Annotated in this window: 19 protein-coding genes; 12 read left to right on the top strand and 7 right to left on the bottom strand. The window is 72.5% G+C overall.

Going from position 1 to position 22,615, the window contains the following annotated elements; genetic code table 11:
- Positions 1-64: 64 nt before the first annotated feature.
- The 3 genes from Actob_RS20735 (at position 65) to Actob_RS20725 (ending at position 3,292) form a co-directional block, all read left to right on the top strand.
- Positions 65-1,021 carry a Zn-ribbon domain-containing OB-fold protein gene (locus tag Actob_RS20735; RefSeq protein WP_284922356.1) on the top strand — a complete coding sequence of 319 codons (957 nt, stop codon included), beginning with the start codon at positions 65-67 and terminating at the stop codon, positions 1,019-1,021.
- Entirely contained in the window at positions 1,018-2,073 is a 1,056-nt protein-coding gene (locus Actob_RS20730) for a thiolase domain-containing protein (protein WP_284921967.1), read from the top strand. The genes Actob_RS20735 and Actob_RS20730 overlap by 4 nt, the downstream gene beginning before the upstream one ends.
- Positions 2,074-2,143: 70 nt before the next feature.
- Positions 2,144-3,292 carry a thiolase domain-containing protein gene (locus tag Actob_RS20725; RefSeq protein WP_284922355.1) on the top strand — a complete coding sequence of 383 codons (1,149 nt, stop codon included), beginning with the start codon at positions 2,144-2,146 and terminating at the stop codon, positions 3,290-3,292.
- A gap of 29 nt (positions 3,293-3,321) precedes the next feature.
- Here the strand turns inward: Actob_RS20725 and Actob_RS20720 are convergent, their stop codons facing one another.
- Both Actob_RS20720 and Actob_RS20715 read right to left on the bottom strand, forming a co-directional pair.
- On the bottom strand, positions 3,322-5,574 hold the full coding sequence (locus Actob_RS20720) for a protein kinase domain-containing protein (protein WP_284921966.1): 2,253 nt from the start codon (positions 5,572-5,574) through the stop codon (positions 3,322-3,324).
- 79 nt (positions 5,575-5,653) lie between these two features.
- A complete protein-coding gene (locus Actob_RS20715) occupies positions 5,654-6,226 on the bottom strand; it encodes a DinB family protein (RefSeq protein ID WP_284921965.1) in 573 nt (190 codons plus the stop codon).
- Here Actob_RS20715 and Actob_RS20710 point away from each other — a divergent pair.
- The 3 genes from Actob_RS20710 to Actob_RS20695 all read left to right on the top strand — a co-directional run bounded on the left by Actob_RS20710 (position 6,194) and on the right by Actob_RS20695 (position 8,171).
- Complete coding sequence (locus Actob_RS20710; RefSeq protein ID WP_284921964.1) at positions 6,194-6,628, top strand: DUF5919 domain-containing protein; 435 nt, start codon at positions 6,194-6,196, stop codon at positions 6,626-6,628. The genes Actob_RS20715 and Actob_RS20710 overlap by 33 nt on opposite strands.
- Entirely contained in the window at positions 6,612-7,424 is an 813-nt protein-coding gene (locus Actob_RS20705; RefSeq protein ID WP_284921963.1) for an inositol monophosphatase family protein, read from the top strand. The genes Actob_RS20710 and Actob_RS20705 overlap by 17 nt, the downstream gene beginning before the upstream one ends.
- A 219-nt stretch (positions 7,425-7,643) precedes the next feature.
- The gene (locus Actob_RS20695) at positions 7,644-8,171 is read left to right on the top strand and encodes a hypothetical protein (RefSeq protein WP_284921962.1); all 528 of its coding nucleotides are present in this window, start codon (positions 7,644-7,646) and stop codon (positions 8,169-8,171) included.
- Positions 8,172-8,510: 339 nt separating this feature from the next.
- Here Actob_RS20695 and Actob_RS20690 read toward each other — a convergent pair whose 3' ends face one another.
- Together Actob_RS20690 and Actob_RS20685 are read right to left on the bottom strand one after the other, a co-directional pair.
- Positions 8,511-9,854, bottom strand: coding sequence for a phospholipase (locus Actob_RS20690; protein ID WP_284921961.1), 1,344 nt, complete (start codon positions 9,852-9,854; stop codon positions 8,511-8,513).
- Between the two features lie 494 nt (positions 9,855-10,348).
- Positions 10,349-11,572: a cytochrome P450 gene (locus tag Actob_RS20685; RefSeq protein WP_284921960.1), complete on the bottom strand. Its 1,224-nt coding sequence runs from the start codon at positions 11,570-11,572 to the stop codon at positions 10,349-10,351.
- Positions 11,573-11,701: 129 nt separating this feature from the next.
- Here Actob_RS20685 and Actob_RS20680 point away from each other — a divergent pair, with 129 nt between their 5' ends.
- Positions 11,702-12,817 (top strand): steroid 3-ketoacyl-CoA thiolase, encoded by a 1,116-nt coding sequence (locus Actob_RS20680; protein WP_284921959.1) that lies wholly within the window; start codon positions 11,702-11,704, stop codon positions 12,815-12,817.
- A gap of 30 nt (positions 12,818-12,847) precedes the next feature.
- Here Actob_RS20680 and Actob_RS20675 read toward each other — a convergent pair whose 3' ends face one another.
- From Actob_RS20675 to Actob_RS20665, 3 genes are all read right to left on the bottom strand, one after another.
- The gene (locus tag Actob_RS20675; RefSeq protein ID WP_284921958.1) at positions 12,848-14,857 is read right to left on the bottom strand and encodes a M6 family metalloprotease domain-containing protein; all 2,010 of its coding nucleotides are present in this window, start codon (positions 14,855-14,857) and stop codon (positions 12,848-12,850) included.
- A 246-nt stretch (positions 14,858-15,103) separates the two neighbouring features.
- Positions 15,104-15,892: an SDR family oxidoreductase gene (locus Actob_RS20670; protein ID WP_284921957.1), complete on the bottom strand. Its 789-nt coding sequence runs from the start codon at positions 15,890-15,892 to the stop codon at positions 15,104-15,106.
- A gap of 104 nt (positions 15,893-15,996) precedes the next feature.
- Positions 15,997-17,151, bottom strand: coding sequence for an acyl-CoA dehydrogenase family protein (locus Actob_RS20665; RefSeq protein ID WP_284921956.1), 1,155 nt, complete (start codon positions 17,149-17,151; stop codon positions 15,997-15,999).
- 159 nt (positions 17,152-17,310) lie between these two features.
- On the opposite strand from Actob_RS20665, the gene Actob_RS20660 reads away from it, so the two are divergent.
- Genes Actob_RS20660 through Actob_RS20640 form a run of 5 tightly spaced genes read left to right on the top strand, consistent with a single transcriptional unit; the run spans position 17,311 to position 22,603 of the window.
- The gene (locus Actob_RS20660; protein WP_284921955.1) at positions 17,311-18,807 is read left to right on the top strand and encodes a FadD3 family acyl-CoA ligase; all 1,497 of its coding nucleotides are present in this window, start codon (positions 17,311-17,313) and stop codon (positions 18,805-18,807) included.
- Positions 18,800-19,627: an enoyl-CoA hydratase gene (locus tag Actob_RS20655; RefSeq protein ID WP_284921954.1), complete on the top strand. Its 828-nt coding sequence runs from the start codon at positions 18,800-18,802 to the stop codon at positions 19,625-19,627. The genes Actob_RS20660 and Actob_RS20655 overlap by 8 nt, the downstream gene beginning before the upstream one ends.
- The gene (locus Actob_RS20650) at positions 19,624-20,703 is read left to right on the top strand and encodes an acyl-CoA dehydrogenase family protein (RefSeq protein WP_284921953.1); all 1,080 of its coding nucleotides are present in this window, start codon (positions 19,624-19,626) and stop codon (positions 20,701-20,703) included. The genes Actob_RS20655 and Actob_RS20650 overlap by 4 nt, the downstream gene beginning before the upstream one ends.
- Positions 20,700-21,671, top strand: a complete 972-nt coding sequence (locus tag Actob_RS20645) for an acyl-CoA dehydrogenase family protein (protein ID WP_284921952.1) — start codon at positions 20,700-20,702, stop codon at positions 21,669-21,671. The genes Actob_RS20650 and Actob_RS20645 overlap by 4 nt, the downstream gene beginning before the upstream one ends.
- Positions 21,662-22,603, top strand: coding sequence for an acyl-CoA dehydrogenase family protein (locus Actob_RS20640; RefSeq protein WP_284921951.1), 942 nt, complete (start codon positions 21,662-21,664; stop codon positions 22,601-22,603). Before Actob_RS20645 ends, Actob_RS20640 begins: the two co-directional genes overlap by 10 nt.
- Positions 22,604-22,615: the final 12 nt, after the last annotated feature.

The following is a 22,615-nucleotide window of genomic DNA, read 5'->3' as shown; positions in this document are numbered from 1 at the left end:
GCGTTCCAGTATCCGAACAGGCGTCGCGCGGCGTGCTTGATTCGCATACTTAGAACGTGTTTCACTGAGCGGCGTGGATGCGCCTCCGCTCTCCGCCCCGCTGACCATCAGCTTCGACTACACGCGCTCGCTCGGCCCGGTGCTGAGCCGGTTCATGACCGGGTTGCGCGAGCGGCGGGTGCTCGGCAGCCGCACCGCCGACGGCCGGGTCCACGTGCCCCCGCTCGAATACGATCCGGCGACCCACGCCCCGCTGACCGACCTGGTCGAGGTGGCGCCGACCGGCGTGGTGACCGGCTGGACCTGGACCGATCGGCCGCTCGACGGGCAGCCCCTGGACCGGCCGTTCGGCTGGGCGCTGATCCGGCTCGACGGGGCCGCCACGGCGCTGCTGCACGCCGTCGACGCGGGATCACGCGACGCCATGCGTACCGGAATGCGGGTCCGGATCCGCTGGGCCGCCGAGCGGACCGGGCACATCCGCGACATCGCGTGCTTCGAACCCGGCGAGGGCCCGGCCGAGGCGGACCAGCCGGCCGGTGATCCCGTCACGGTCATGACCACGCCGATCCGGCTGGCGTACACCCACACCACCTCCCCCGAGGAGAGCCGCTACCTGCGCGCGCTCGCCGAGGGACGGCTGCTCGGGCAGCGCTGCCCGGTCTGCCGCAAGGTCTACGTGCCGCCCCGGGTCTGCCCCGCCGACGGCGTGCCCACCGAGGACGAGGTGACGCTCGGCGACCACGGCACGGTCACCACGTTCTGCGTGGTCAACGTCCCGTTCGCCGGGCAGCGCCGGGACCCGCCCTACGTGGTGGCGCAGATCCTGCTGGACGGCGCCGACATCCCGATCCCGCACCTGATCCTCGGCCTGCCCGCCGACCAGGTGCGGATGGGCATGCGGGTGGCGGCGGTCTGGCGGGACCGTTCGACCTGGACGACCACGCCGGAGAACATCGCGCACTTCCGCCCCACCGGTGAGCCGGACGCCCCCTACGAGTCGTTCAAGGACCATTTATGAGTACGCCACGGGTCGCGGTCATCGGTTTCGCCCAGGCGCCGTGCCTGCCCTCGGCCGGCACCACCAGCGGCGTGGAGACCCTGGTCCCGGTCTTTCAGCGGGCGCTCGCCGAGGCCCGGCTGGACCGCCGGGAGGTGGACTTCTGGTGCTCCGGCTCGTCGGACTACCTGGCCGGGCGGGCGTTCTCGTTCGTCAACGCCGTCGACGCGATCGGGGCGTGCCCGCCGATCTGCGAGTCGCACGTGGAGATGGACGCGGCGTGGGCGTTCTACGAGGCGTACGTCAAGATCCTGGCCGGCGAGGCGGAGACGGCGCTGGTCTACGGCTTCGGGAAGTCGTCGGCCGGCCGGTTGCGCCGGGTCCTCGCGCTGCAACTGGACCCGTACACGGTGGCGCCGCTGTGGCCGGACTCGGTGAGCGTGGCCGCGGTGCAGGCGCGGCTCGCCCTGGACGCCGGCATCGTGACCGAGCGGGCGATGGCCGAGGTGGCGGTGCGCAGCCGCGCGGACGCGACGACCAACCCGTACGCTCAAGTCTCCGGTGTTCTTGATCTTGACGATCTTCTCGGCCGGCCCTACCTGGCCGAACCGCTGCGGGAGCACGACTGCGCGCCGGTCTCGGATGGGGCGGCGGCGCTGGTGCTGGCCGCCGGGGAGCGCGCCCGGGCGCATCCGCGGCGCGCGTGGATCAGCGGGGTGGCGCACCGGATCGACCCGCCGGGCCTCGGCGAACGGGACCTGACGGCGGTGCCGTCGGCGACGACCGCGGCCGAGGCGGCGGGGTTGCCGGGTGACGTCGAAGTGGCGGAGCTGCATGCGCCCTTCACCCATCAGGAGCTGCTGCTGCGGGTGGCGCTGGGGCTGGACGCGCGGGTGCGGATCAACCCGTCCGGTGGGGCGCTCTGCGGGAATCCGATGTTCTCGGCCGGGCTCGCCCGGATCGGGGCGGCGGCGGGGCAGGTGATGTCCGGCCGGGTTCGCCGGGCGGCCGGGCACGCCACCAGCGGGCCGGCGCTCCAACAGAATCTCGTCTGCGTCCTGGAGGCGTCGTGAAGCGGTTTCGTGATCCGGCGTCGTGGTGCGGCTTCGTGATGCGGGCGGCAGTGCTGAGACTGGGGGCTTGATGATGCGGGCGGCAGTGCTGGGGACCGGGCAGACGCATCATCGGACGCGGCGGACTGACGTGTCGATGGCCGGGCTGTGCCGGAAGGCGATCGACCGGGCGCTCGCCGACGCCGGGGTGGACTGGCCGCAGATCGACGCGGTGGTGCTGGGCAAGGCACCCGATCTGTTCGAGGGCGTGATGATGCCGGAGCTGTTCCTGGCCGAGGCGCTCGGCGCGGCCGGCCGTCCGCTGCTGCGGGTGCACACCGCCGGTTCGGTCGGCGGCGCCACCGCGAACGTGGCGACCACCCTGGTCCGGGCCGGGGTGCACCGCCGGGTCCTCGCTGTCGCGTTCGAGAAGCAGTCCGAGTCCAACGCCATGTGGGCGCTGTCGATCCAGCCGCCGTTCACCGCGCCGATCGGAGCCGGGGCGGGCGGCTACTTCGCACCGCACCTGCGCGCCTACATCCGCCGCTCGCACGCGCCGGACCACATCGGCGCGCTGGTCGCGGTCAAGGACCGCCGCAACGGCGCCCTCAACGAGTACGCCCACCTGCGCCAACCGGACATCACCCTGGAGTCGGTGCGGGCCTCGCCGATGCTCTGGGACCCGATCCGGTACGACGAGACCTGCCCCTCCTCGGACGGCGCCTGCGCGCTGGTGATCGGCGACCAGGCCGCGGCCGAGGCGTCGGCACGGCCGGTCGCGTGGATCCGGGCCACCGCGATGCGCACCGAGCCGACCTTCTACGCCGGCAAGGACCACGTGAACCCGCGCGCCGGTGCCGAGGCGGCGCGGGCGCTCTGGCAGGCGGCCGGGATCACCGACCCGCTCGACCAGGTCGACGTGGCCGAGATCTACGTGCCGTTCTCCTGGTTCGAGCCGATGTGGCTGGAGAACCTGGGCTTCGCCGAGCCCGGCCACGGCTGGAAACTCGTCGAGGCGGGCGAGACCCGGATCGGCGGCCGGCTGCCGGTCAACCCGTCCGGCGGGGTGCTCTGCTCCAATCCGATCGGCGCCTCCGGCATGCTCCGCTTCGCCGAGGCCGCCATGCAGGTGATGGGCCGGGCCGGCGAGCACCAGGTGGCGGGGGCACGGACGGCGCTCGGCCACGCGTACGGCGGCGGCTCACAGTTCTTCTCGATGTGGGTGGTCAGCAGTTCCTGACCCTCCCGCCTTCGATCGCCGCGGCGGCCTCACCCTTGACCCGTGGGCTCTGCCGGGGCCGACCTCACCAGTTCCAGAACGTCGTCGACGCTCGCCGGGCGCCGGGCGGGATCGTCGTGGGTCATCACCTCGACGGCGGTCTGCCAGACCGTGCCGGCCGGTATCAACGGCCGGTTGGCGCGCGGCCACTGTCGCGTCACGGCCCAGCCGATCAGCTGTCCGATGCTGAAGATGTCGGCCTGAGGGCCGGCCTCGTGCGCGTCGTCGGACAACTCGGGCGCGGCGAAGCCCTCGGTCCCGTACAGGAAGCCGGCTCGGGTGCGGCCCGGCTGGCTCGTCTGACCGCGCGGGCGGCGCCCCAGCCCCCAATCGGCGACGGCCCACTCGCCGTCCAGTCGGAGAATGTTGGTCGGCTTGAGATCCCGGTGCACCCATCCGTCCTGATGAGGCCTGCGGAGGCCGGCGCAGACGGCGGCTACCAGATCGAGCAGACGCCGCGGGTCCTCCAGTTCGTCGAGTACCTCTTCGGCGGTGCCCGATGCCAGCGGCATGACCAGCCAGCTCGCGCCCGGGTCGAAATCCAGCACGGGTACGACGTGGGCGTTGTCCCCGTAGCGCTGACCCGCCTCGATCTCGCGACGCATACGCGCGATGTCGTCGACGCTCCGGCGGTTCAGCCTCTTGAACGCCACCCGGGTTCCGCTGGCCCGGTGCCGGGCCCCGAAAACCGTCGCTTGACCGCCGTCGGCGATCGGCGTCGCGTCGAGCGCGTAGGAGCGCCTGTCACCCATCGCGGCGAGCCGCAGGTCGCGAAACGATGTGGGGCCATCCTCGGAGCGCCTGTCACCCATCGCGGCGAGCCGCAGGTCGCGAAACGATGTGGGGCCATCCTCGGCAGCCGCCGGAGCCGGGCGTGGGATGGTCGCCTTGAGGATCACCGGCCGGGGCCGGCTGTGGTCGTTGCCCCGGACATCGCCGAGAAGGTAAACCGGTCCCTCCGCAGCCTCCGCCATCCCCTGGATCTTGTTCAGCCTCAGCCGGGCCAGTACCTCGACGCTGTGGGTGACCAGGTCCGTCCGGCAGATCGTGACGCCCACGCCACGGCCGTCGCCCGAACCCGTCAGCACGGTTCGGGCGTCAAGGGCGATCACGTGCTCGGGGTACGGCTGTTCGGACCGGACGTGGTCCCGCGGGGACACCGCGCTGCTGCGGGACAGGTCGACGATCCCGCTGTCGCTTCCGGTCGCCAGGAAGAAGCGACGGCCCCGCAGCCAGGCCAGGCCGTGAACGCCGGCGGCGAAGGCGACGCCGTACGTCTGTTGGCTCCCGAATCGCTCACCGACACGCGTCAGCGAGAGTGTGCCGGATCCTCCGCCGAACGTCGCTCCGGTCCCCGACAGCACCCAAGCCTCGCCGTCACGGTCGGCGGCGAGTCCGACCGCGGCACGGAATCCACCGGCGATCGGCTCCACCGTCCCACCCCGATAGGCGATGACGGCGTCACCGCACAGCACCAGCACCGACCCGTCCGCTCGCCGGACAGGCGCACCGCGCAGGCCGGGCATCGGCAGGAACCAGTCCGTGGTGCCGCGTCGCACGTGCACCTCGATCAAGCCGTCCGCCGAGGTGAGCAGCAGCCTGTCGGCGTCGACAGCGGTCATACCGGTGATCTCCGGCCAGCCGGGCAGGCCGCCGAGAACCTGCCGGACACGCACCTCGGCCGCGGTGTCCTGAAGCAGGTCCCACGGCGGGGGCACACGATCGGGAGGCATGAATCGCGGTGCCGGCGCCGGGTTCCGGTGCAGGAGGAACCGTGTCAGGGGCAGGTAGGGCTCCGCGTCGAAGGTCGCCAGATGAACGGCTTCCTCGAACAACCCGGCCGGATCCACCAGCCCGGACAAAATCGCCTCGAGATGCTGGCGGTCCATCAGCAGCACGTTGTCGCCGCCCTCGATCGCCTCCGCCGCGAAGCCCCGCAGCGACAGAACAGCCACCAGCGGCGTGGTGCTGGCGCGCGCACCCACGGCGGCGATCTGCCCACCGGTCAGTGGCGCCCGGGCCCCGCAGATCTCCAGGGAGACACTCATCGAAGGCAACGGCACCGCGATGGTGGCGGCACTGGTGACGACGCCGGGACGGGACCGCCGGGCACCGATGCCATGACGGTTCAGGACCTCGACGGTCAGCTCGGACAACCGATCGACCAGGTCGCGCTCGTCGAGGTCACCGTCGACAAGCTCGCCGTAAGCGGCGATCACCTCACTCAGGCGCACATCCGGCACGCGGCACCCCCTCGACACCGCGATGATTGTCCACCGGGGGGTCGAGGCCGCCGACCGCCCTCCCCCGATCGCCGGCTCGTCAGCTGAACTCGCGCGCTGCCGACTCCAGCCGTTCGCGGTGGGCCGCCCAGTCGCCGACCGCGTCGATGTTGTCGCCGGCGTGCCGCCAGCCGACGCCGCCGTCGATCAGCTCGCGGACGATGTCGGCGTGCCCGGCGTGCCGGTTCAGCTCGGCCAGCATGTGCGTGAGGATCCGGTGCAGCGTCACCGGCGCGCCACCCCACCACCGGACCACACCGGGCGCGTCGACCGGCAGGGCCTCGATCGTCGCGTCGGCGTGCGCCCACGCCCGGTGCCATCGGCCGATGATGTCGTCACGGGACTCGTCGGCGGTGGCCCACATGTCCGCGTTCGGCTCGGCGTTCTGCCCCACGGCCGGCAGTGAATCCCGGAACGGACGGTCGAACACCTCGCCGAAGTACCCGGCGGCCACCGTCGACACGTGCTTGACCAGGCCCAGCAGGTTGGTGCCGGTGGGGACGAGCGGGCGGCGCACGTCGTACTCCGACAGGCCGTCGAGCTTGCCGAGCAGCGCCTCGCGCGCCTCGCGCAGGTAGAGGTGAAGGTTCGCCTTGGCGTCGAGGTCAGTCATGCCGACCAATATCGCACCGCCGGGCCGGCGGTACCGCGCCGGCAGGTGTTTGATGCTGTCGAACCGGCCGGAGCGCAGCTTCTCGGCGCGGGTGGTCAGCAGCGATTCGTGAACTGCGTCGGCGCCCTCACCACCCTCAACCTGCAAGGCGTCCTCCGCGTCCGCGACCGGCTGCCCGCCAACATCCGGGACCGCGTCGAGGTTGCCACCTACGACCAGACAATCCGTGTCAACATCACTTTGATCAATAACTCGGTCTGCGTCGCGCAGCAGTACCTACCGCACGCGCGAGGCGTCGAGTCCCCGACCATGGTGATCAAGAAGCGGTGGCCGGACGCTGGGCTGTACCCCGTGTTCGAGCGCACCTTCCACGAGCTTTGGAGCGGTGGCCAGCCCCGATGACCGACTACGCCGACCTACTCCCCATCGCCCACCATGCCGTCGACCTCGCCCGCGACGTCATGCGCACCATGCAGCCCGGCGCGTTGACCGCCAAAGGCGACCGCGACATGGCTTCCGAGGTCGACTACGCCATCGAGGAGCAAGTGCGCGCCTTCTCGCCGAGCACACATCGGATATCGGATTTCTCGGCGAGGAGAACGGCGGTATCGAGGTCCGCAAGAGCCTGGTGTGGGCGCTGGACCCGGTCGACGGAACCGTCAATTTCGTCCACGGCTCGCCTCTGTGCGCGGTCTCTCTCGGCCTCCTTACTGGAAGACGGCCCGTGCTCGGCGTCATCGATCTGCCCTTTCTGGGATGCCGCTACAGCGCGGCCGAGGGCAACGGCGCTCATGCCAACGGTGAGCCCATCCACGCCAGCACGACAACGAGGATCAGCGAAGCTGTCGTAGCCATGGGGGATTACGCGGTTGGCGAGGAATCCGAAGAAAAGAACCGTGACAGGTTTGCCCTGACCCGACGACTAGCCACCAACATGCAGCGCGTCCGCATGCATGGTTCTGCCGCCATCGACCTCGCATGGCTCGCCGAAGGCAGGGTCGATGCGGTGGTCATGCTCGCCAACAAGCCGTGGGACACCGCGGCCGGCGTCATCATCGCTCGCGAAGCCGGCGCAGTGGTCGTCGACCGCGATGGAGCACCCCACAGTGTCGATGCGAAGGCGACCGTTGCCGCTAATCCCGAAATCCTGCCATCGCTTTTAGAACTCCTCAACGACGAGATGGCGCGCGAAGGCTAACCGAATAGGTCCCACTCAGCATTGAGTGCAGGCTGGAAAAAGGGGTGCCGGGACAGGGCCGTCGCCGATCAACCGCGGCGAGCCGGGCTCGAAGCACCGTCTGATCTGCGACGGTCACGGCGCCCCGATCTACGCACTGACCTGCGGTGCGCACGTGTCCGACCGGCGTTCGTTCTGCAACCAGGACCTTGGGGCCGCGCCATGATTCATACTGCCGTCATGATCCACCGGGTCCTGGGCAGCGTCGCCGCGTTCACGATGGTCGCCACGCTTGCCGCCGGCCCGCTCGCCGGGTGTGGCCAACCGGGGCACGCAGGATGTCCCGACCGCGACGAACAGCGGGTGAAGGTCTTGGCGCAGCTTCCGATCCTGCGGGCGCGTCCTTCCTCCACCGAAGCCGCCGGCACCTACTCGGGCTGCGGGCAGGACGACTCCGGGGACCCGATCGCTCCCTACGCGGGTCAGCGCTATCGCAGCACGTCAGCGGAACCCACCATCCGCGCCTTTTACTGGGGCGAGCTGATGAAGGACGGCTGGCGCAACGCCTCGCCGGCGATACCTCCGGAGGTGGCACCGTCACTTGCTTTCCAGCGCGGCGTATCCTGCCTGGTCAAAGACGTCGCTGGCACAACGGTCGTGTTCACCATCTCATTCGACCCGGCACCAAGCGCGTCGTCGTCGCCAGCAGAACCCATGACGTATACCGTCGAGGCGTCCGACGGTAAGCCTCTCGTATCTGCCTGTTGACCTTCGCCCCCACCAGTATCGCGTCCGCGTCGGCCCATATTCCGTTGAGCGAAGATCCCTATGGTCAAGGCGCCGCGACACCGGGCGCCCACGCTCACCGCGGCCAGCGGCTTCCCGGCCCATTGGTACGCGATCAGGCCGCCCACCACCATCATGAGCAGCGGGATCGATCCGACGAGGAGGCTGCGCCGTCGCCGGGTCGTCCGATGGGTGACGGTGAACCTCCGCATGTCCGACAGGCGCAGGCGCCCCGCCGGGGCTCCGGGGTCCTGCAGGATCAGATAGTCGCTGGTGACCGCGAGCAACCCGCTTGCTCGGGAACCGCCGCCTTCCGGGTGGTCAGTACGCGTACGTGTTGAGCTGTGCCACCGCGGCCGCCGGAGTGCCCAGGTCGTACCGGTCGACGGCGATGTAGTTGGGCTTCTTGCGGGCGGCCGGGGCGCAGAATCGCTCCGCCCGGTTGAGCACCTTGGCGTTGTCGCCGGACGCGGTGGCCGCCACGGTCACGTCCCGGAAGTGATTCATGACGAACAGCGGGCGGAAGCCGGGTTCGGTGCGGGTGAGGGGGATGCCGGGCCAGCGGCTGGAGCAGGACCAGTCCGAGGTGCCGGCGCCGGAACCCATCGACCAGTAGTTCTCCACGGTCCACTCCCGTTGGTACTGCACCCCGAAGCTGTCGCGGGTGAGCCCCGCCGCCTGGTCGGAGGCGCGGTCGTGGTCGGTCATGATCAGCAGCCGCTGGTTGCGGCGGCGCAGCTCGGACAGGCGCGGCCAGCCGTGGTCGCGGACACCGTCCAGGTCCGGGCGGATCAGCATGGTGGCGAGGCCCGGCACCCGGGCGAGCTCGGCGCGCAGCACGCCGGGCGCGACGTAGTCCTCCAAGAAGACGGTCACGATCTCGGTGGGATGGGCGGCGAGGAAATCCGTGATCCGTTTCAGGTCCACCCAGAGGGCGACCGGCCGGGAGACGAGCGTGCAGCTGTCGTGACAGAGGATCGCGCCGTCCGGCGTCTGGTGCAGGTCGAGCATGAACCCGCGTACGCCGTCGGCGAGCTGCCGGTCGATGCCCCGCACCTGATTCGGGAAGAGGTTGATGATCGGCGGCGAGAAGCCGCCGTCGACGCCGTTGGCGTACGCGTTGTGCGCGGTGAGGAAGGTGACCTGGTCCAGCGTCCGGTCCGCCTCGGCGGGCAGGGCCGCCTTGACCGGAGTGAGCGGAGTCAGGTACCACCTGGCCGCCGGGCCGTCGGCGGCCAGGCCGAGTCCCTCGGCCCACCCGTCACCGCTGGGCGTCAGGCTCAGGTAGCGGTCCGCGGCCGGGTCCTTCACCGCGTACTGATCATCGCCAGCGTCGGTGATCTCCCACCGGGTGTTCGGATCGCCGCAGGCCAGCATGGCCGGGGCGGTCGCCGCGCGACCGAGGCAGCGGCCCGGGCGGACGAGGTTCTCCAGCCACCAGGCGGCGCCGTCGGCGCGCAGGCTCCACTGCTGCTGATCCTCGTCGCCCTTGGGCCGGTGCTGGGCGACGGCGTCACCGGCCGCCGCGGCGGCGAAGCCGGTGAGCACGCTCTGCAGGTAGTAGCCGCCCGGAGCGGGTGCGGCGGACACGGCGGCCGGCACCGCCGGGGCGAGGCCGACGGCGAGGACCAGGACGGTTCGGGCAACGGTACGGATCGGGCGCATGCAGGTCCCCTTTGACTCCGGCACGCCAACGTAATGATGAATGTCTATACGCCCGGTCCGTCCGCGCGGTCAAGCGGAGCGACCGGCCATCGCCTCGGCCGCCGGCAGCGCCCGGGCCCGGTCGGCCGGGACCAGCCCGATCCGGGTCCGCCGGTCGGGTCCGCCCGTCGGCTCTGCGGCTGATCGGCGCCCGGCAACCGGCCGCCGGCTGAGCGGGCTTCGACCGGGGGCGTGGACCCGCGGTGGCCGGCCGGGATGCGCACGGGGGTCAGTGCCTCGCCTCGCTGCCGTCACGACCTGAAGCCGACTGCGGGTCGCGGTCAGACCTGTGCCGGTGCGGATGGCAGGGTCCCTATCCGGACACGCATACCCCTGCAGAGGCGATACGCGCACGACGGTTGCGGCGACAACGGCACCGACGACGCCGGGAAGGTATCCCAAACCTTTGGGTACGGCGGCGTCGCCGGCCCGCGACGCCGTCGCGGATGGGCGTGTCACGTCCCGGTGGTTGAGCTGTACCGCACCGGCAGGTGCTTGATGCTGTTGAGCCAACCCGACCGCAAACGCTCCGGCGGGCCGGCCAGGCTGATCCGCGGCATCCGGTCGGCGATCGCGTGGAAGATGAGGTCGATCTCCAGGCGGGCCAGGTTGGCGCCGAGGCAGAAGTGGGCGCCGCTGCCGCCGAAGCCGAGGTGCGGGTTGGGGCTGCGGGTGATGTCGAACCGTTCCGGGTGGTCGAAGACCTCCTCGTCGAAGTTCGCCGAGCCGTAGAAGAGCGCGACCCGGTCGCCCCGGACGATCCGCTGCCCGCCCAGCTCGGTGTCGCGGGTCGCGGTGCGCTGGAACACGTTCACCGGGGTGCCCCAGCGGACGATCTCGTCGACGGCGGTCCGCGGCCGGGTCTCCTGCCACAGCGCCCACTGGTCGGGGTGCTCCAGCAGGGCGAGCATGCCGTGCGAGATCGCGTTGCGGGTGGTCTCGTTGCCGGCCACGGCCAGCATCAGCACGAAGAAGCCGAACTCGTCGGCGGACAGGTGCTCGCCGCCGATCTCGGCCTGCACCAGCGTGGACACGATGTCGTCGCGCGGGCACGCCTGGCGCTCCTCGGCCATCTTCATGGCGTACGCCAGCAGCTCCATCGCCGGTTCCATCGGATCGGCGCCGCCGCGGTACTCCGGGTCGTCGTAGCCGATCATCGAGTTCGACCAGTCGAAGACGTTGCGGCGGTCCTCCTGCGGCACGCCGAGCAGCTCGGCGATCGCCTGCAGGGGCAGTTCGCAGGCGATCTCGGTGACGAAGTCGCCCGTGGCCGACTCGCCGGCCTCCCGGACTATCCGCTCGGCGCGGGCGGCGAGCGCCGTACGCAAATTGTTCATCGCTCGCGGGGTGAAGCCGCGGGACACGATGGCGCGCTGCTGGGTGTGCTGCGGCGGGTCCATGTTGAGCAGCACGGCGCGCTGCATCTCGATCCGATCGCGGGGCATGTCCGCCTGGAATCTGACGATTGCCGTGTTCTCCCAGCTGGAGAACGTCTCGCTGTCCCGGGACACGGTCATCACGTCGGCGTGCCGGGTCACCGCCCAGTAGCCCTCGTCGTCGAACCCGGCGCTGCCGCGGGCCTGCGGGATCCACGACACCGGGGCGTCGCGGCGCAGCTCGGCGAACTCGGCGTGCGGGATGCCGTGGACGTAGATCTCCGGGTCGGTGAGGTCTCTCACGGCTCCTCCTCGATAACAGGTTCTACCGATTCAAACTCCTGTGCTTCGATATAGCAACACGTTCTAGTTTTCCGGGGATGCCGTCGTCTGGCGGTGGCCGCTGAGCGGTCCCGAGGTGAGGAGGATGCCGTGGGCGTACCGGTGATCGTCGAGGCGGTCCGCACGCCGATCGGCCGCCGCGGCGGCCTGCTGTCCGGACTGCACCCCGCCGAACTGCTCGGCACGGCCCAGCGCGCGCTGCTCGACCGGGCCGGCCTGGACCCGGCCCACGTCGAGCAGGCCATCGGCGGGTGCGTCACCCAGGGCGGCGAGCAGTCGAACAACGTGACCCGGACCGCCTGGCTGCACGCCGGCCTGCCGCACACCACCGGGTGCGCGACGCTCGACGCCCAGTGCGGTTCGGCGCAGCACGCCTGTCACCTGGTCGCCGGCTTGATCGCGGCGGACGCCATCACGACCGGCGTGGCCTGCGGGGTGGAGTCGATGAGCCGCGTCCCGCTGCGGGCGAACCTCGGCGACGCCGGCCTGCCACGCCCGGAGTCCTGGGACCTCGACCTGCCCGACCAGTACGTGGCCGCGGAGCGGATCGCCGACCGGCGCGGGTTGTCCCGCGAGGATCTGGACCGGTTCGGTGTGCGCTCGCAGGCCAACGCCGCCCGGGCGTGGCGGGAGGGCCGCTTCGACCGCGAGGTGGCGCCGATCGGCTCGGTCGCCCGTGACCAGGGGCTACGTGACACCACACTGGCCGGCCTGGCGGGGCTGCGGCCGGTGCTGCCCGACGGCCGGCACACCGCCGGCACCTCCTCGCAGATCTCCGACGGCGCCGCCGCGGTGCTGCTCATGGACGAGGAACCGGCCCGCCGGCTGGGCCTGCGGCCGCGGGCCCGGATCCTCGCGCAGTGCCTGATCGGCGCGGAGCCCTATTACCACCTGGACGGGCCCGTCGCCGCCACCGACCGGGTCCTCGCCCGGACCGGCATGACGATCGAGGACATCGACGTCGTCGAGGTGAACGAGGCCTTCGCCAGCGTGGTGCTGTCCTGGCTGAGCGTCCACCACGCCGACCCGGACCGCGTCAACGTCAACGGCGGCGCGATAGCCCTCGGCCACCCAGTCGGCAGCACCGGCGCCCGGCTGATCACCACGGCGATGCACGAGCTGGAGCGCTCGGGCGGCACGACGGCGCTGGTCACCATGTGCGCGGGCGGCGCGATGTCCACCGCCACCATCCTCGAACGGATCTGAGGACGGCGGGCACGGTCGCGGGCCGGCCGGTCAGCGCCGCGCCGTGCAGGAGGTGGTGGTCGTGGCGGCCGGATCGCTCTCCGAGGCGACGGTGACCGACACCTTCGCCGCGCGGTTGACGTAGACCTCCACCGCCGAAGTCCGGCCGCCGGACACGGCGATCACCGCACGCGGCAGCGTCGCCCCCTGCGCCGTGACCCGGAAGACGTCGTCACCGCGCCCGGTGTTGCGTACCGGGATGGTGCATCGCGCCCAGCCGGACTTGTCGAGCCGGGCCGACGCCGGGAGGGCCCGCACCCCGCGCGCGGACGGCCCCGCCCCGTCGAGCGACCGCACCGCCACCTGGTACGACAACACCCCGTTCCGGTCCCGCTGCCGGTCGAGCACGTAGAACTGCAGCCGGTTCGCCGTGTCCACGTACTCGAACTCGCTGCCCGACCCGGTCCCCGCGTGGAACAGCGCGTCGGACAGCTGCCGGTAGTCGCCGATGGTCATCTTCTGCGGGGTACCGTCCGGCAGCACGAAGTCGACCTTGTCGATGTCCTGCGGGTTGGCGTCCACCGTCCAGATGAACGGCGCGCTGTCCGCGTTCTTCGTCTTCGCCAGCAGCACCCCGGAGTCCGGGGTGAACGAGTCGAAGCCCATCCGGTCGACCACTTCGAGGGTGTAGTTGTCGTACCCGCCGCCGTCACAGTACGGATCGGTGGCCGGGTCGCACGCGGCCGACCGGTCGCCACCGTCCAGTGTCACGTTGATCCCGGCCAGCCGCCGGCCGCCCGGGTCCACCTCGCGGGCCGTCATCCTGGTCACCACGACTCCGGAGGTGGCCAGGGCGGCGCGGGACAGTTTCAGCACGGCGCCGTCGTCGACGATGCCGAGCTTCATCTTGTTGCGCAGCATGTGTTGCGCGCCCATCGACGATCCCGCGGTGCCCGGGATCAGCCAGCGGCTGTGCGGTCCGCCGGGCCCGTTGAACGTGCCGCGGCTGAGCATCTCCCACGGCCCGCTGTAGTCGCGGCGGGGCGGGACGCCGTACGGATTGTTGTAGTTGTCGCCGACGCCGAGGATGTGGCTGAACTCGTGGGCGTACGTCGACATGCCGGAACTCTCCGCCTGCAGGGAACTGCCGGCGGCGGCGTTCGGCCAGATGTTCGACGACGCCTGCCAGGAGGTCCACGGGACGTAGCGGGTGTCGTTCCAGTTCGGCAGCGACTCGTCCGGCGGGCCGAACTCGTCGGTGACGTCCTCCTTGGTGGTGAACTTCATCGGGCCGAACTCCTGCCAGGTGGACGACTCGTCCTGGCCGGCCGAGAGGAAGAAGACGAAGTCGTACCGGGCGGCCTCCGCCTCGCCGACCGCGGCGATCCAGGCGGCACGCGCGTCGGCACGCAGGTCCCGGCCGCACACCTCGCCGCCCGGGCAGCCCTTGCCGTGCTGCATGAAGTCCTCGATGCCGTACTCGTGGCTGGGGTTCGGCATCCGGTAGACGCCGAACGCGCTCAGGTCGATGCCGAACCGGCCGTCGGAGTCCTCCATCCAGTACTCGTGGATGGTGTGCCCGCGGTTGAGCTTGCCCGGCTTGTTGAGGAAGTCCCGATAGAAGGCCGGCACCTGATCCCGGGCCAGATTCTGTACGCCGGACGGGTTGCCGTAGATCGTGGAGTTCGCCGGCTGGGTGACCACGAAGGGCTGGTTCGGGTAGTCGACCAGCACGAGCGCGCCGTTGAAGGTCCGCTCCGATCCGCGTACCGCCGGATCCGCCCAGTTCGTCCCGGGCACCTTCCGGTAGTCCGACCAGGTCATCGTGTCCGGCAGCTCGTAGTGCTGCGGATCGATCGGCCGCGGCCCGCCGCCCGGCCTGGCCAGCGCGGCCGGCTCGTCGGCCTGCCACGGCTGAGTCCGCGGCCAGTGCCTGGTGCGCCACGGCGTCTCCGGATCGGTGCCGGGTGGCGCGGCACCGGCCGGCGTCACGGTGAGCACACCCGTGACCAGCACCACCACAGCGGACAGGACCGAGCCGAGACCTCGCGCCGTCACCATCCCGCCATCCTGGCAGAGAAATCGACGCCCCTCAATCGCCGGACGCCTGGCGACCGGATCCCGGCGGCGATCGAGACGGCCACCGCGCGCACGGCGTCGGCCGGTGGCATCCCGGCGGCGACAAGCTTGTCGATCGGGCCGCGGATGGCCTGGCCGGCCGCCTGCAGATGGGCGAGGACCAGGTCCTCCTCGCCGGGGAAGTGCCGGTGGACCGTCGCCCGGGTGCCCTGGGCACAGCGCCGGCGGTCACGGGTGCTGGCTACTCACCGAGATCACCTCGCCGGTGAGATAGGAGGCGTAGTCGCTGGCCAGGAACGCCACCACGGTCGCCACCTCCCACGGCTGCGCGGCCCGGCCGAACGCCTCGCGCCGGGCCAGTTCGGCCAGCTCCGGTTCGCTGATCACCTTGCTCAGGTGCGGGTGGGTGGCGAGGCTGGGCGCGACCGCGTTGACCCGGATGCCGTGCCCGGCCACGTCGAGCGCGGCACATCGGGTGAACGCCATCACCCCGGCCTTCGCCGCCGCGTAGTGGGCCTGCCCGGCCTGCGCCCGCCAGCCGAGCACCGAGGCGTTGTTGACCACCGCTCCCCCGCCACCCTGCGCGATCATCTGGCGCAGTGCCGCCCTGGTGCACCGGAAGGTGCCGGTCAGCGTGACGTCCAGGACCAGGTCCCACTCGTCGTCGGACATCTCGTCGACCGCCCGCTCACCACCCAGCCCGGCGTTGTTGATCATGACGTCGAGCCGCCCGAACTCCCTGGCCGCGCCACTCACCAGGGACCGCACGGCACTGTCGTCGGTGACATCACAGACCAGGGGCAAGACCCGATTGGCGTACGCCGTCGCCAGGCGCTCGCAGGTCGCGGCGAGACGTCGCTCGTGCCGGTCGCTGAGCACCACCCGGGCGCCCTCGGCGAGGCAGCGCTCGGCGATCGCGCAGCCGATCCCGGTGCCGGCCGCGGCGGTCACCACCACGACCTTGCCGTCGAGCAGCGCCCGGCCCTCGGGCGGCCCGCTCGCCGGAACGCCCGTCATCGGCGGTCCCGCCCCGGCCGGCTCGGCGAGCGGTCCGCCGGCACGGCCCTCACCGGCGCCCTCGCCTCGCCCGGCCTCACCGGGCACTCTCGCCTCGGCCGGCCTCACCGGCGGTCCTGTCTCGGCAGGCCCAGCACGCGCTCCGCGAGGATGCCGCGCTGGATCTCGCTGGAGCCGCCGTAGATGGTGTCCGCCCGGCTGAACAGGAACAGCCGCCGCCAGCGGTCGACCTCGCCGTCGCCGTCCGATGCCACCCCGGCCGGCCCGAGGATGGTCATCGCGAGCTCGCCGAGCCCCTGCCGCCAGCGCGACCACAGGAGCTTGATGACCGAGGCGGTGCCCACCGAGGGCGGCTCGGCGAGCACCCGCAGGGTGTGCGCGCGCAGCACGGTCAGGTCCATCCACGCCCGGGCCAGCCGCTCCCGCACGGCCGGGTCGGCGACCGCGCCGGTGCGCCCGGCGAGCGCCACCAGGTCGTCGAGATCGCGCTGGAAGCCGACCTGCTGGCCGACGGTGGCCGCACCACGCTCGAAGCCCAGCGTCGCCATCGCCACCCGCCAGCCCTGGCCGGGCTCGCCGACGACCAGGTCCCGCTCGGTGCGGGCGCCGTCGAAGAAGACCTCGTTGAACTCGCTGTCGCCGGTGAGCTGACGGATCGGGCGGACCGTGACACCGCTCTGGCGCATCGGCACCAACAGGTAGGACAGGCCGGCGTGCCGGGAGGCGCCCGCCGGGACCGGCGCGGTGCGGGCCAGCACGAAACACCAGTCGGCCACGTGGGCCAGCGACGTCCACACCTTCTGCCCGGTGAGCACCCAGTGGTCGCCGTCCAGCTCGGCCCGGGTGGTCACGGCGGCGAGGTCGGAGCCGGCGCCGGGCTCGGAGTAGCCCTGACACCACAGCTCGGTGGCCGCGGCGATGCCGGGCAGGAACCGCCGCCGCTGCCGGTCGGTGCCGAGCCGGATCAGGGTGGGACCGACCATGGTGACGCCGATGTGGTCGACCCGGCCGGGCGCGCCGGCCCGCGCGTACTCCTCGTGGAAGATCACCTGGCGGGCCAGCGACGCGCCGCGGCCGCCGTGCTCGACCGGCCAGGCCAGGGTGCTCCACCCGGCGGCGGCCAGGCGCCTGGTGAAGGCGAGGCGCCTGTCGAAGGCCTCGGTCTCCCGGCCGGCACCGCCCGCGCCGCGCAGGTCGTCTGTCACATTCGCGGCGAGCCAGTCCCGGACCTCGCGCCTGAACTCCCGGTCGTCCTCCACTGGCCCGCCTCCCGCCCCACGCGTACGCTCACCCTACCAAGCACTTGCTTGGGTGACCACGGTTGCTCGGTCAGCCCGGTCGCCCCGTCAGCCGGTCAGCGGTGCGGCACCGCGGCCGGGGTCCGACGGAGGCGAGCGGAGCCGTTCCCGGGAGGTGTGATGCCCTCGACCATCCCCGCGGCCCTGTCCCGCGCGGCCGGCCGGTTCGCCTCGGCCCCGGCCCTCGGCCGGCTGACCTATGGGCAGTTGGCCGGCGAGGTGCGGCGGGTGGCCCGGGCGCTGATCGCCGGCGGCCTGCGGCCCGGTGATCGGCTGGCGCTGTGGGCGCCGAACTCGGTGGAGTGGGTGCTCACCGCGCTCGCGGTGAGCTGCGCGGGCGGCACGCTGGTGCCGGTCAACACCCGGTTCACCGCGGTCGAGGCCCTCGACGTGATCCGGCGGTCCGGTGCCCGCGGCCTGGTCGTCATCGGCCCGTTCCTGGGCGTCGACCGCCTGGCCGGCCTGCGCGCGGCCGCCGCCTCGCTGCCCGAGATGGTGGTGTCGATCCCGCGGGGGTGGGCCGGCTTCCTGGCCCGGGGTGAGGCGGTGCCCGACGCCGAGGCCGGCGCCCGGGCCGAGCGGGTCTCCCCCGACGACGTCGCCGACATCCTGTTCACCTCGGGGACGACCGGGCGCAGCAAGGGCGTGATGAGCGCGCACCGGCAGTCGCTGGCCGTCGCGGAGGCCTGGGCCGGGATCGCCGGGCTCCACCCCGGCGACCGGTACCTGGTGGTCAACCCGTTCTTCCACAGCTTCGGCCTCAAGGCGGGCATCCTGGCCTGCCTGGTCAGCGGGGCCACCATCGTGCCGCAGGCGGTCTTCGACGTGCCGCGCGTGCTGGAGCTGATCGCCGCCGAGCGGATCACCGTGCTGCCCGGGCCGCCCACCCTCTACACCAGCCTGCTGGACCATCCGGAGGCCGGCCGGTACGACCTGTCGAGCCTGCGCCTGGCGGTCACCGGGGCGGCCACGGTGCCGCCCGCGCTGGTCGAGCGGATGCGTGCGGAGCTGGGCGTGGAGGTGCTCACCGCGTACGGATTGACCGAGGCGGTCGTGGCCACCATGTGCCGTCCCGGTGACGACGCCGCGATCGTGGCCGAGACCTCCGGGCGCGCCGCGGCCGGGTTCGAGGTCCGGATCGACCGGCCCACCGGGGAGATCCTGCTGCGCGGGCCGAACACGATGCTGGGCTATCTGGACGATCCGGTGGCCACCGCCGAGGCGATCGACGCGGACGGCTGGTTGCACACCGGGGACGTCGGGCGGCTCGACGAGCACGGCTACCTGACCATCACCGACCGGCTCAAGGACATGTACATCTGCGGTGGCTTCAACGTCTACCCGGCCGAGGTGGAGCGAGCCCTGGCCGGCCTGCCGCAGGTCGCCGAGGCGGCCGTGATCGGGGTGCCGGACCGGCGGCTCGGCGAGGTCGGCAAGGCGTTCGTGGTGTGCCGGCCGGGCCACTCGCTCGCCGAGACCGAGGTGCTCGCGTTCTGCCGGGGACGGCTCGCCGGCTACAAGGTGCCGCGTGCCGTCGAGCTGCGGGCCGAGCTGCCGCACAACGCCTCGGGCAAGGTGCTCAAATACCTGCTGCGCACGGAGGCCGCCGATGTCTGACGAGGTGCTCTACGAACGCCGGGGCGAACTCGCGAGGGTGACGATGAACCGGCCGCGCTACCGCAACGCGCAGAACTCCGCGATGACGTACGCGCTGGACGCCGCGTTCTCCCGGGCCGTCGACGACCCCGCGGTACGGGTGATCGTCCTGGCCGGGGCCGGCGAGCACTTCTCGGCCGGGCACGACATCGGCTCGCCGGGGCGGGACGCGGACACGCCCTTCACGCGCCGGGCCGGGATCTGGTGGGACCACACCGACCGCGCCGGCGCCGACCGGCGGTACGCCCGGGAGATCGAGGTCTACCTGGGCATGTGCCGGCGGTGGCGGGAGATCCCGAAACCGACCATCGCGATGGTGCAGGGCGCCTGCGTCGCCGGCGGGATGATGCTGGCCTGGGTCTGCGACCTGATCGTGGCGGCCGAGGACGCGTTCTTCGCCGACCCGGTGCTGCGGATGGGCATTCCCGGCGTGGAGTACTTCGCGCACCCGTGGGCGCTGGGACCGCGCTTCGCCCGCGAGGTGCTGTTCACCGGCGACCGCTTCGACGCGCGCCGGGCGTACGACATCGGCATGGTCCAGCGGGTCGTGCCCCGCGCCGACCTGGAACCGGTGGTGCTCGCGCTGGCCGGGCGGGTCGCGGCGATGCCGCCGTTCGGTCTCGCGCTGGCCAAGCGGGCGCTCAACCAGTGCGAGGACCTGATGGGCATGCGCGCCGGGATGGACGCGGTGTTCGGCCTGCACCACCTGGCCCACGCGCACAACGCCGAGGTCACCGGCGATCCCCTGGCCGGTCTGGACCCGAAGGCGATGAAGGGGTGAACCTCGACCTGCCGCCCGAGGCCGAGGCGTTCCGCGACGAGGTGCGCGCCTGGCTCGCCGCGAACGTCCCCGCCGAGCCGCTGCCCGAGGTGAACACCCCGGCCGGCGCCGCGGCGCACCGGGCGTGGGAGCGCCGGCTCGCCGACGCCGGCCTGGCGGTGGTCTGCTGGCCTTCGCGGTACGGCGGCCGGGCCGCCCCGGCGCTGCACGGGCTGCTGTTCGACGAGGAGTACCACGCCGCCGGCGCACCGGTGCGGATCGGGCAGAACGGCCTGTTCCTGCTGGCCCCGACGCTGCTCGCGCACGGCACCGCCGCACAGTGCGCACGGATCCTGCCGCCGATGGCCCGCGGTGAGCAGGTGTGGGCGCAGGCCTGGTCGGAGCCGGAGGCGGGGAGCGACCTCGCCGCCATCCGGTCCCGCGCGGTCCGCGCCGACGGCGGCTGGCTGCTGTCCGGGCAGAAGACGTGGAGTTCCCGCGCGGTGGTCGCGGACCGGGCGTTCGGGCTGTTCCGCACCGGCCCGTCGGCGCTGACCTACGTGCTGTTCGACCTGCGGGCGCCGGGCGTCACCGTGCGGCCGATCCGGCAGCTGGACGGCCGTCCCGGCTTCGCCGAGATCTTCCTGGACGACGTGTTCGTGCCGGACGCCGACGTGCTCGGCGACCCGGGCGACGGCTGGCGGGTGGCGATGCGCACCGCCGGGCACGAGCGCGGGGTGGGCCTGCGCGGCCCGGGGCGGTTCACCGCGGCCGCGCGCCGGCTGGTCACGCTGTGGCAGGAGACCGGCGACCCGGCCCTGCGCGACCGGGTGGCCGACGCGTGGATCGCCGCCCGGGCGTACCGGGCGCACGCCTTCGCCGGGGTGCCCTGCTCCCCCAGCATGACCAAGCTGTTCTGGTCGGAGATGGACCTGACGGTGCACGAGACCGCCCTGGACCTGCTCGGCCCGCACGCCGAGACCGACGACTCGTGGACCGCCGGCTATCTGTTCGCGCTGGCCGGCCCGATCTACGCGGGCACCAACGAGATCCAGCGCGACATCGTCGCCACCCGGGTGCTGGGCCTGCCCCGATGAACCTGACCCCGGCACCGGAACAGGCGGCGTTCGCCGCCGGGCTGCACAACATGCTGCTCGCGGCGCGGGTGCCGGCCGCCGCCGACGCCTGGGCCGGCGGTGACCACGGTCCCGGCCGGCGGCTCTGGTCGCGGCTGGCCGAGCTCGGGGTGACAGCGCTCGCCGTGCCGGCCGGCTGCGGCGGTCTGGCCGCCGGCCCGGCCGACCTGGTCGTCGTCGCCGAGGAGCTGGGCCGGCACGCGGTGCCCGGCCCGGTCGCCGAGACGCTCGCCGCCGTGCCCACCCTGCTGGCCGCCCTCGACGAGCCCGGCAGATGGCTGCCCGCACTGGCCGAGGGAAAGATCTTGGGTACGCTCGCCGCGCCGCCGTGGCTGCCCTACGCCCTCGACGCGGACGCCGCCGGTGTGGTCCTTCTCGCCGATCGGGGCACTGTCGGCCCGGCCCGCGCGGGCGCCTCGAAGCCATCGCTGGACCGGGCCCGGCGGCTGTTCGAGGTGTCCCCGGCCGGCCCGGCCCGGGACTGCCCGGCGATCGCCCGGGCGCTCGATCTCGGCGCGCTGGTCTGTGCCGCGCAACTGCTCGGCGCCGGCCGCGCACTGCTCGACGCGGCCACCGCGCACGCCCGCACCAGGACCCAGTTCGGCGGCCCGATCGGCCGGTTCCAGGCCGTCCGGCACCGGCTCGCCGACGTCGCTGTCGGACTGGAGTTCGCCCGGCCACTGCTCTACGCCGCCGCGGTGACGATGACCGCCCGGGACGTCTCGGCAGCGAAGGTGGCCTGCTCGGACGCCGCGAACCGGGCCGCCCGCACGGCGCTGCAGGTGCACGGCGCGATCGGCTACACGCAGGAGCACGGACTGGGCCGCTGGCTGACCAAGGTGCGCGCGCTGAGCCTGTCCTGGGGCACCCCGGCCGGCCACCGGGCGCGACTGATGGCGGAACTGGCCGAGGGGGACCGATGGAACTGACCGAGGAACGCCGGGCGCTGCGCGACGCCGTACGCAAGCTGCTGGCGTCTCGTCCCGATCCACTGTGGCCGAGGCTGTGCAAGGAGATCGGGGTGGCCGGTCTGGCGGTCCCATCGTCGTGCGGCGGTGCCGACGCCACCCTGCTGGAGTCGCACGTGGTGCTCGCCGAGCTGGCCCGGCAGCTCACGCCGTCGCCGATGCTGGGCAGCGCGGTGCTGGCCACGCAGGCCCTGCTGCGGGTCGGCGCCACCGGCCTGGTGCCGTCGCTGTGCGCCGGCGACCGCGTCGCCACGGTGCTGTTCGCCGGCGATCGGGTCCTCGACGCCGCGTCGGCCGACATCGTGCTGGTGGTCGACGGGGACGAGCTGTCGGAGGTGGCCGCGGCCGACGTCGCCCTGCGCCCTTGCGACGTGCTCGATCCCACCCGGCCGCTGAGCGTGGTCCGCCGGCCCGACGCGCCGGCCCGGCACCTGGGCAGCTCCCCCGGACTGCAGTCGTGGCTGCGCGACCTGGCCTGCGTGGCCCTGAGCGCCGAGCAGGTCGGCGCCGCGTCCCGGGCGTTCGAGCTGACCCACGCCTACGTGCGGCAGCGGATCCAGTTCGGCCGTCCGATCGGCTCGTTCCAGGTGATCCAGCACCGGCTGGCCGAGGCGTACCTCGATCTGGAAACCGCGACCACCGCGTCCTGGACCGCCGCCGAAGCCTTGGCCGCCGACGCGCCCGATGCCCCCGCCCTGGCCGCGATGGCCAGGGTGCACTGCTCGGAGGTGTTCCAGGCGATCGTCGCCGAGATGGTTCAGATGCACGGCGGCATCGCCATCACGTGGGAGCACGACGCCCACCGCTACCTGCGGCGCGCCCACGCCGACGCGCAGCTGTTCGGCGCGCCGGCCACCCACCTCGACCGGCTCGCCGCGACGCTGCTGCCCTGACCCGCCGTCGTC

The sequence above is a fragment of the Actinoplanes oblitus genome (genome assembly GCF_030252345.1).
In the GTDB taxonomy this organism is placed as follows: Bacteria; Actinomycetota; Actinomycetes; order Mycobacteriales; family Micromonosporaceae; genus Actinoplanes; species Actinoplanes oblitus.
This window is presented reverse-complemented; position numbering and strand designations above follow the sequence as displayed.

Excerpts from the sequence above, each read along its gene's own strand:
- Actob_RS20660 (WP_284921955.1), top strand. The coding sequence starts at position 17,311 with ATGCCCTCGACCATCCCCGCGGCCCTGTCCCGCGCGGCCGGCCGGTTC.
- Actob_RS20675 (WP_284921958.1), bottom strand. The coding sequence starts at position 14,857 with ATGGTGACGGCGCGAGGTCTCGGCTCGGTCCTGTCCGCTGTGGTGGTG.
- Actob_RS20715 (WP_284921965.1), bottom strand. The coding sequence starts at position 6,226 with ATGACTGACCTCGACGCCAAGGCGAACCTTCACCTCTACCTGCGCGAG.
- Actob_RS20695 (WP_284921962.1), top strand. The coding sequence starts at position 7,644 with ATGATCCACCGGGTCCTGGGCAGCGTCGCCGCGTTCACGATGGTCGCC.
- Actob_RS20655 (WP_284921954.1), top strand. The coding sequence starts at position 18,800 with ATGTCTGACGAGGTGCTCTACGAACGCCGGGGCGAACTCGCGAGGGTG.
- Actob_RS20725 (WP_284922355.1), top strand. The coding sequence starts at position 2,144 with ATGATGCGGGCGGCAGTGCTGGGGACCGGGCAGACGCATCATCGGACG.
- Actob_RS20645 (WP_284921952.1), top strand. The coding sequence starts at position 20,700 with ATGAACCTGACCCCGGCACCGGAACAGGCGGCGTTCGCCGCCGGGCTG.
- Actob_RS20640 (WP_284921951.1), top strand. The coding sequence starts at position 21,662 with ATGGAACTGACCGAGGAACGCCGGGCGCTGCGCGACGCCGTACGCAAG.
- Actob_RS20730 (WP_284921967.1), top strand. The coding sequence starts at position 1,018 with ATGAGTACGCCACGGGTCGCGGTCATCGGTTTCGCCCAGGCGCCGTGC.
- Actob_RS20690 (WP_284921961.1), bottom strand. The coding sequence starts at position 9,854 with ATGCGCCCGATCCGTACCGTTGCCCGAACCGTCCTGGTCCTCGCCGTC.
- Actob_RS20670 (WP_284921957.1), bottom strand. The coding sequence starts at position 15,892 with ATGACGGGCGTTCCGGCGAGCGGGCCGCCCGAGGGCCGGGCGCTGCTC.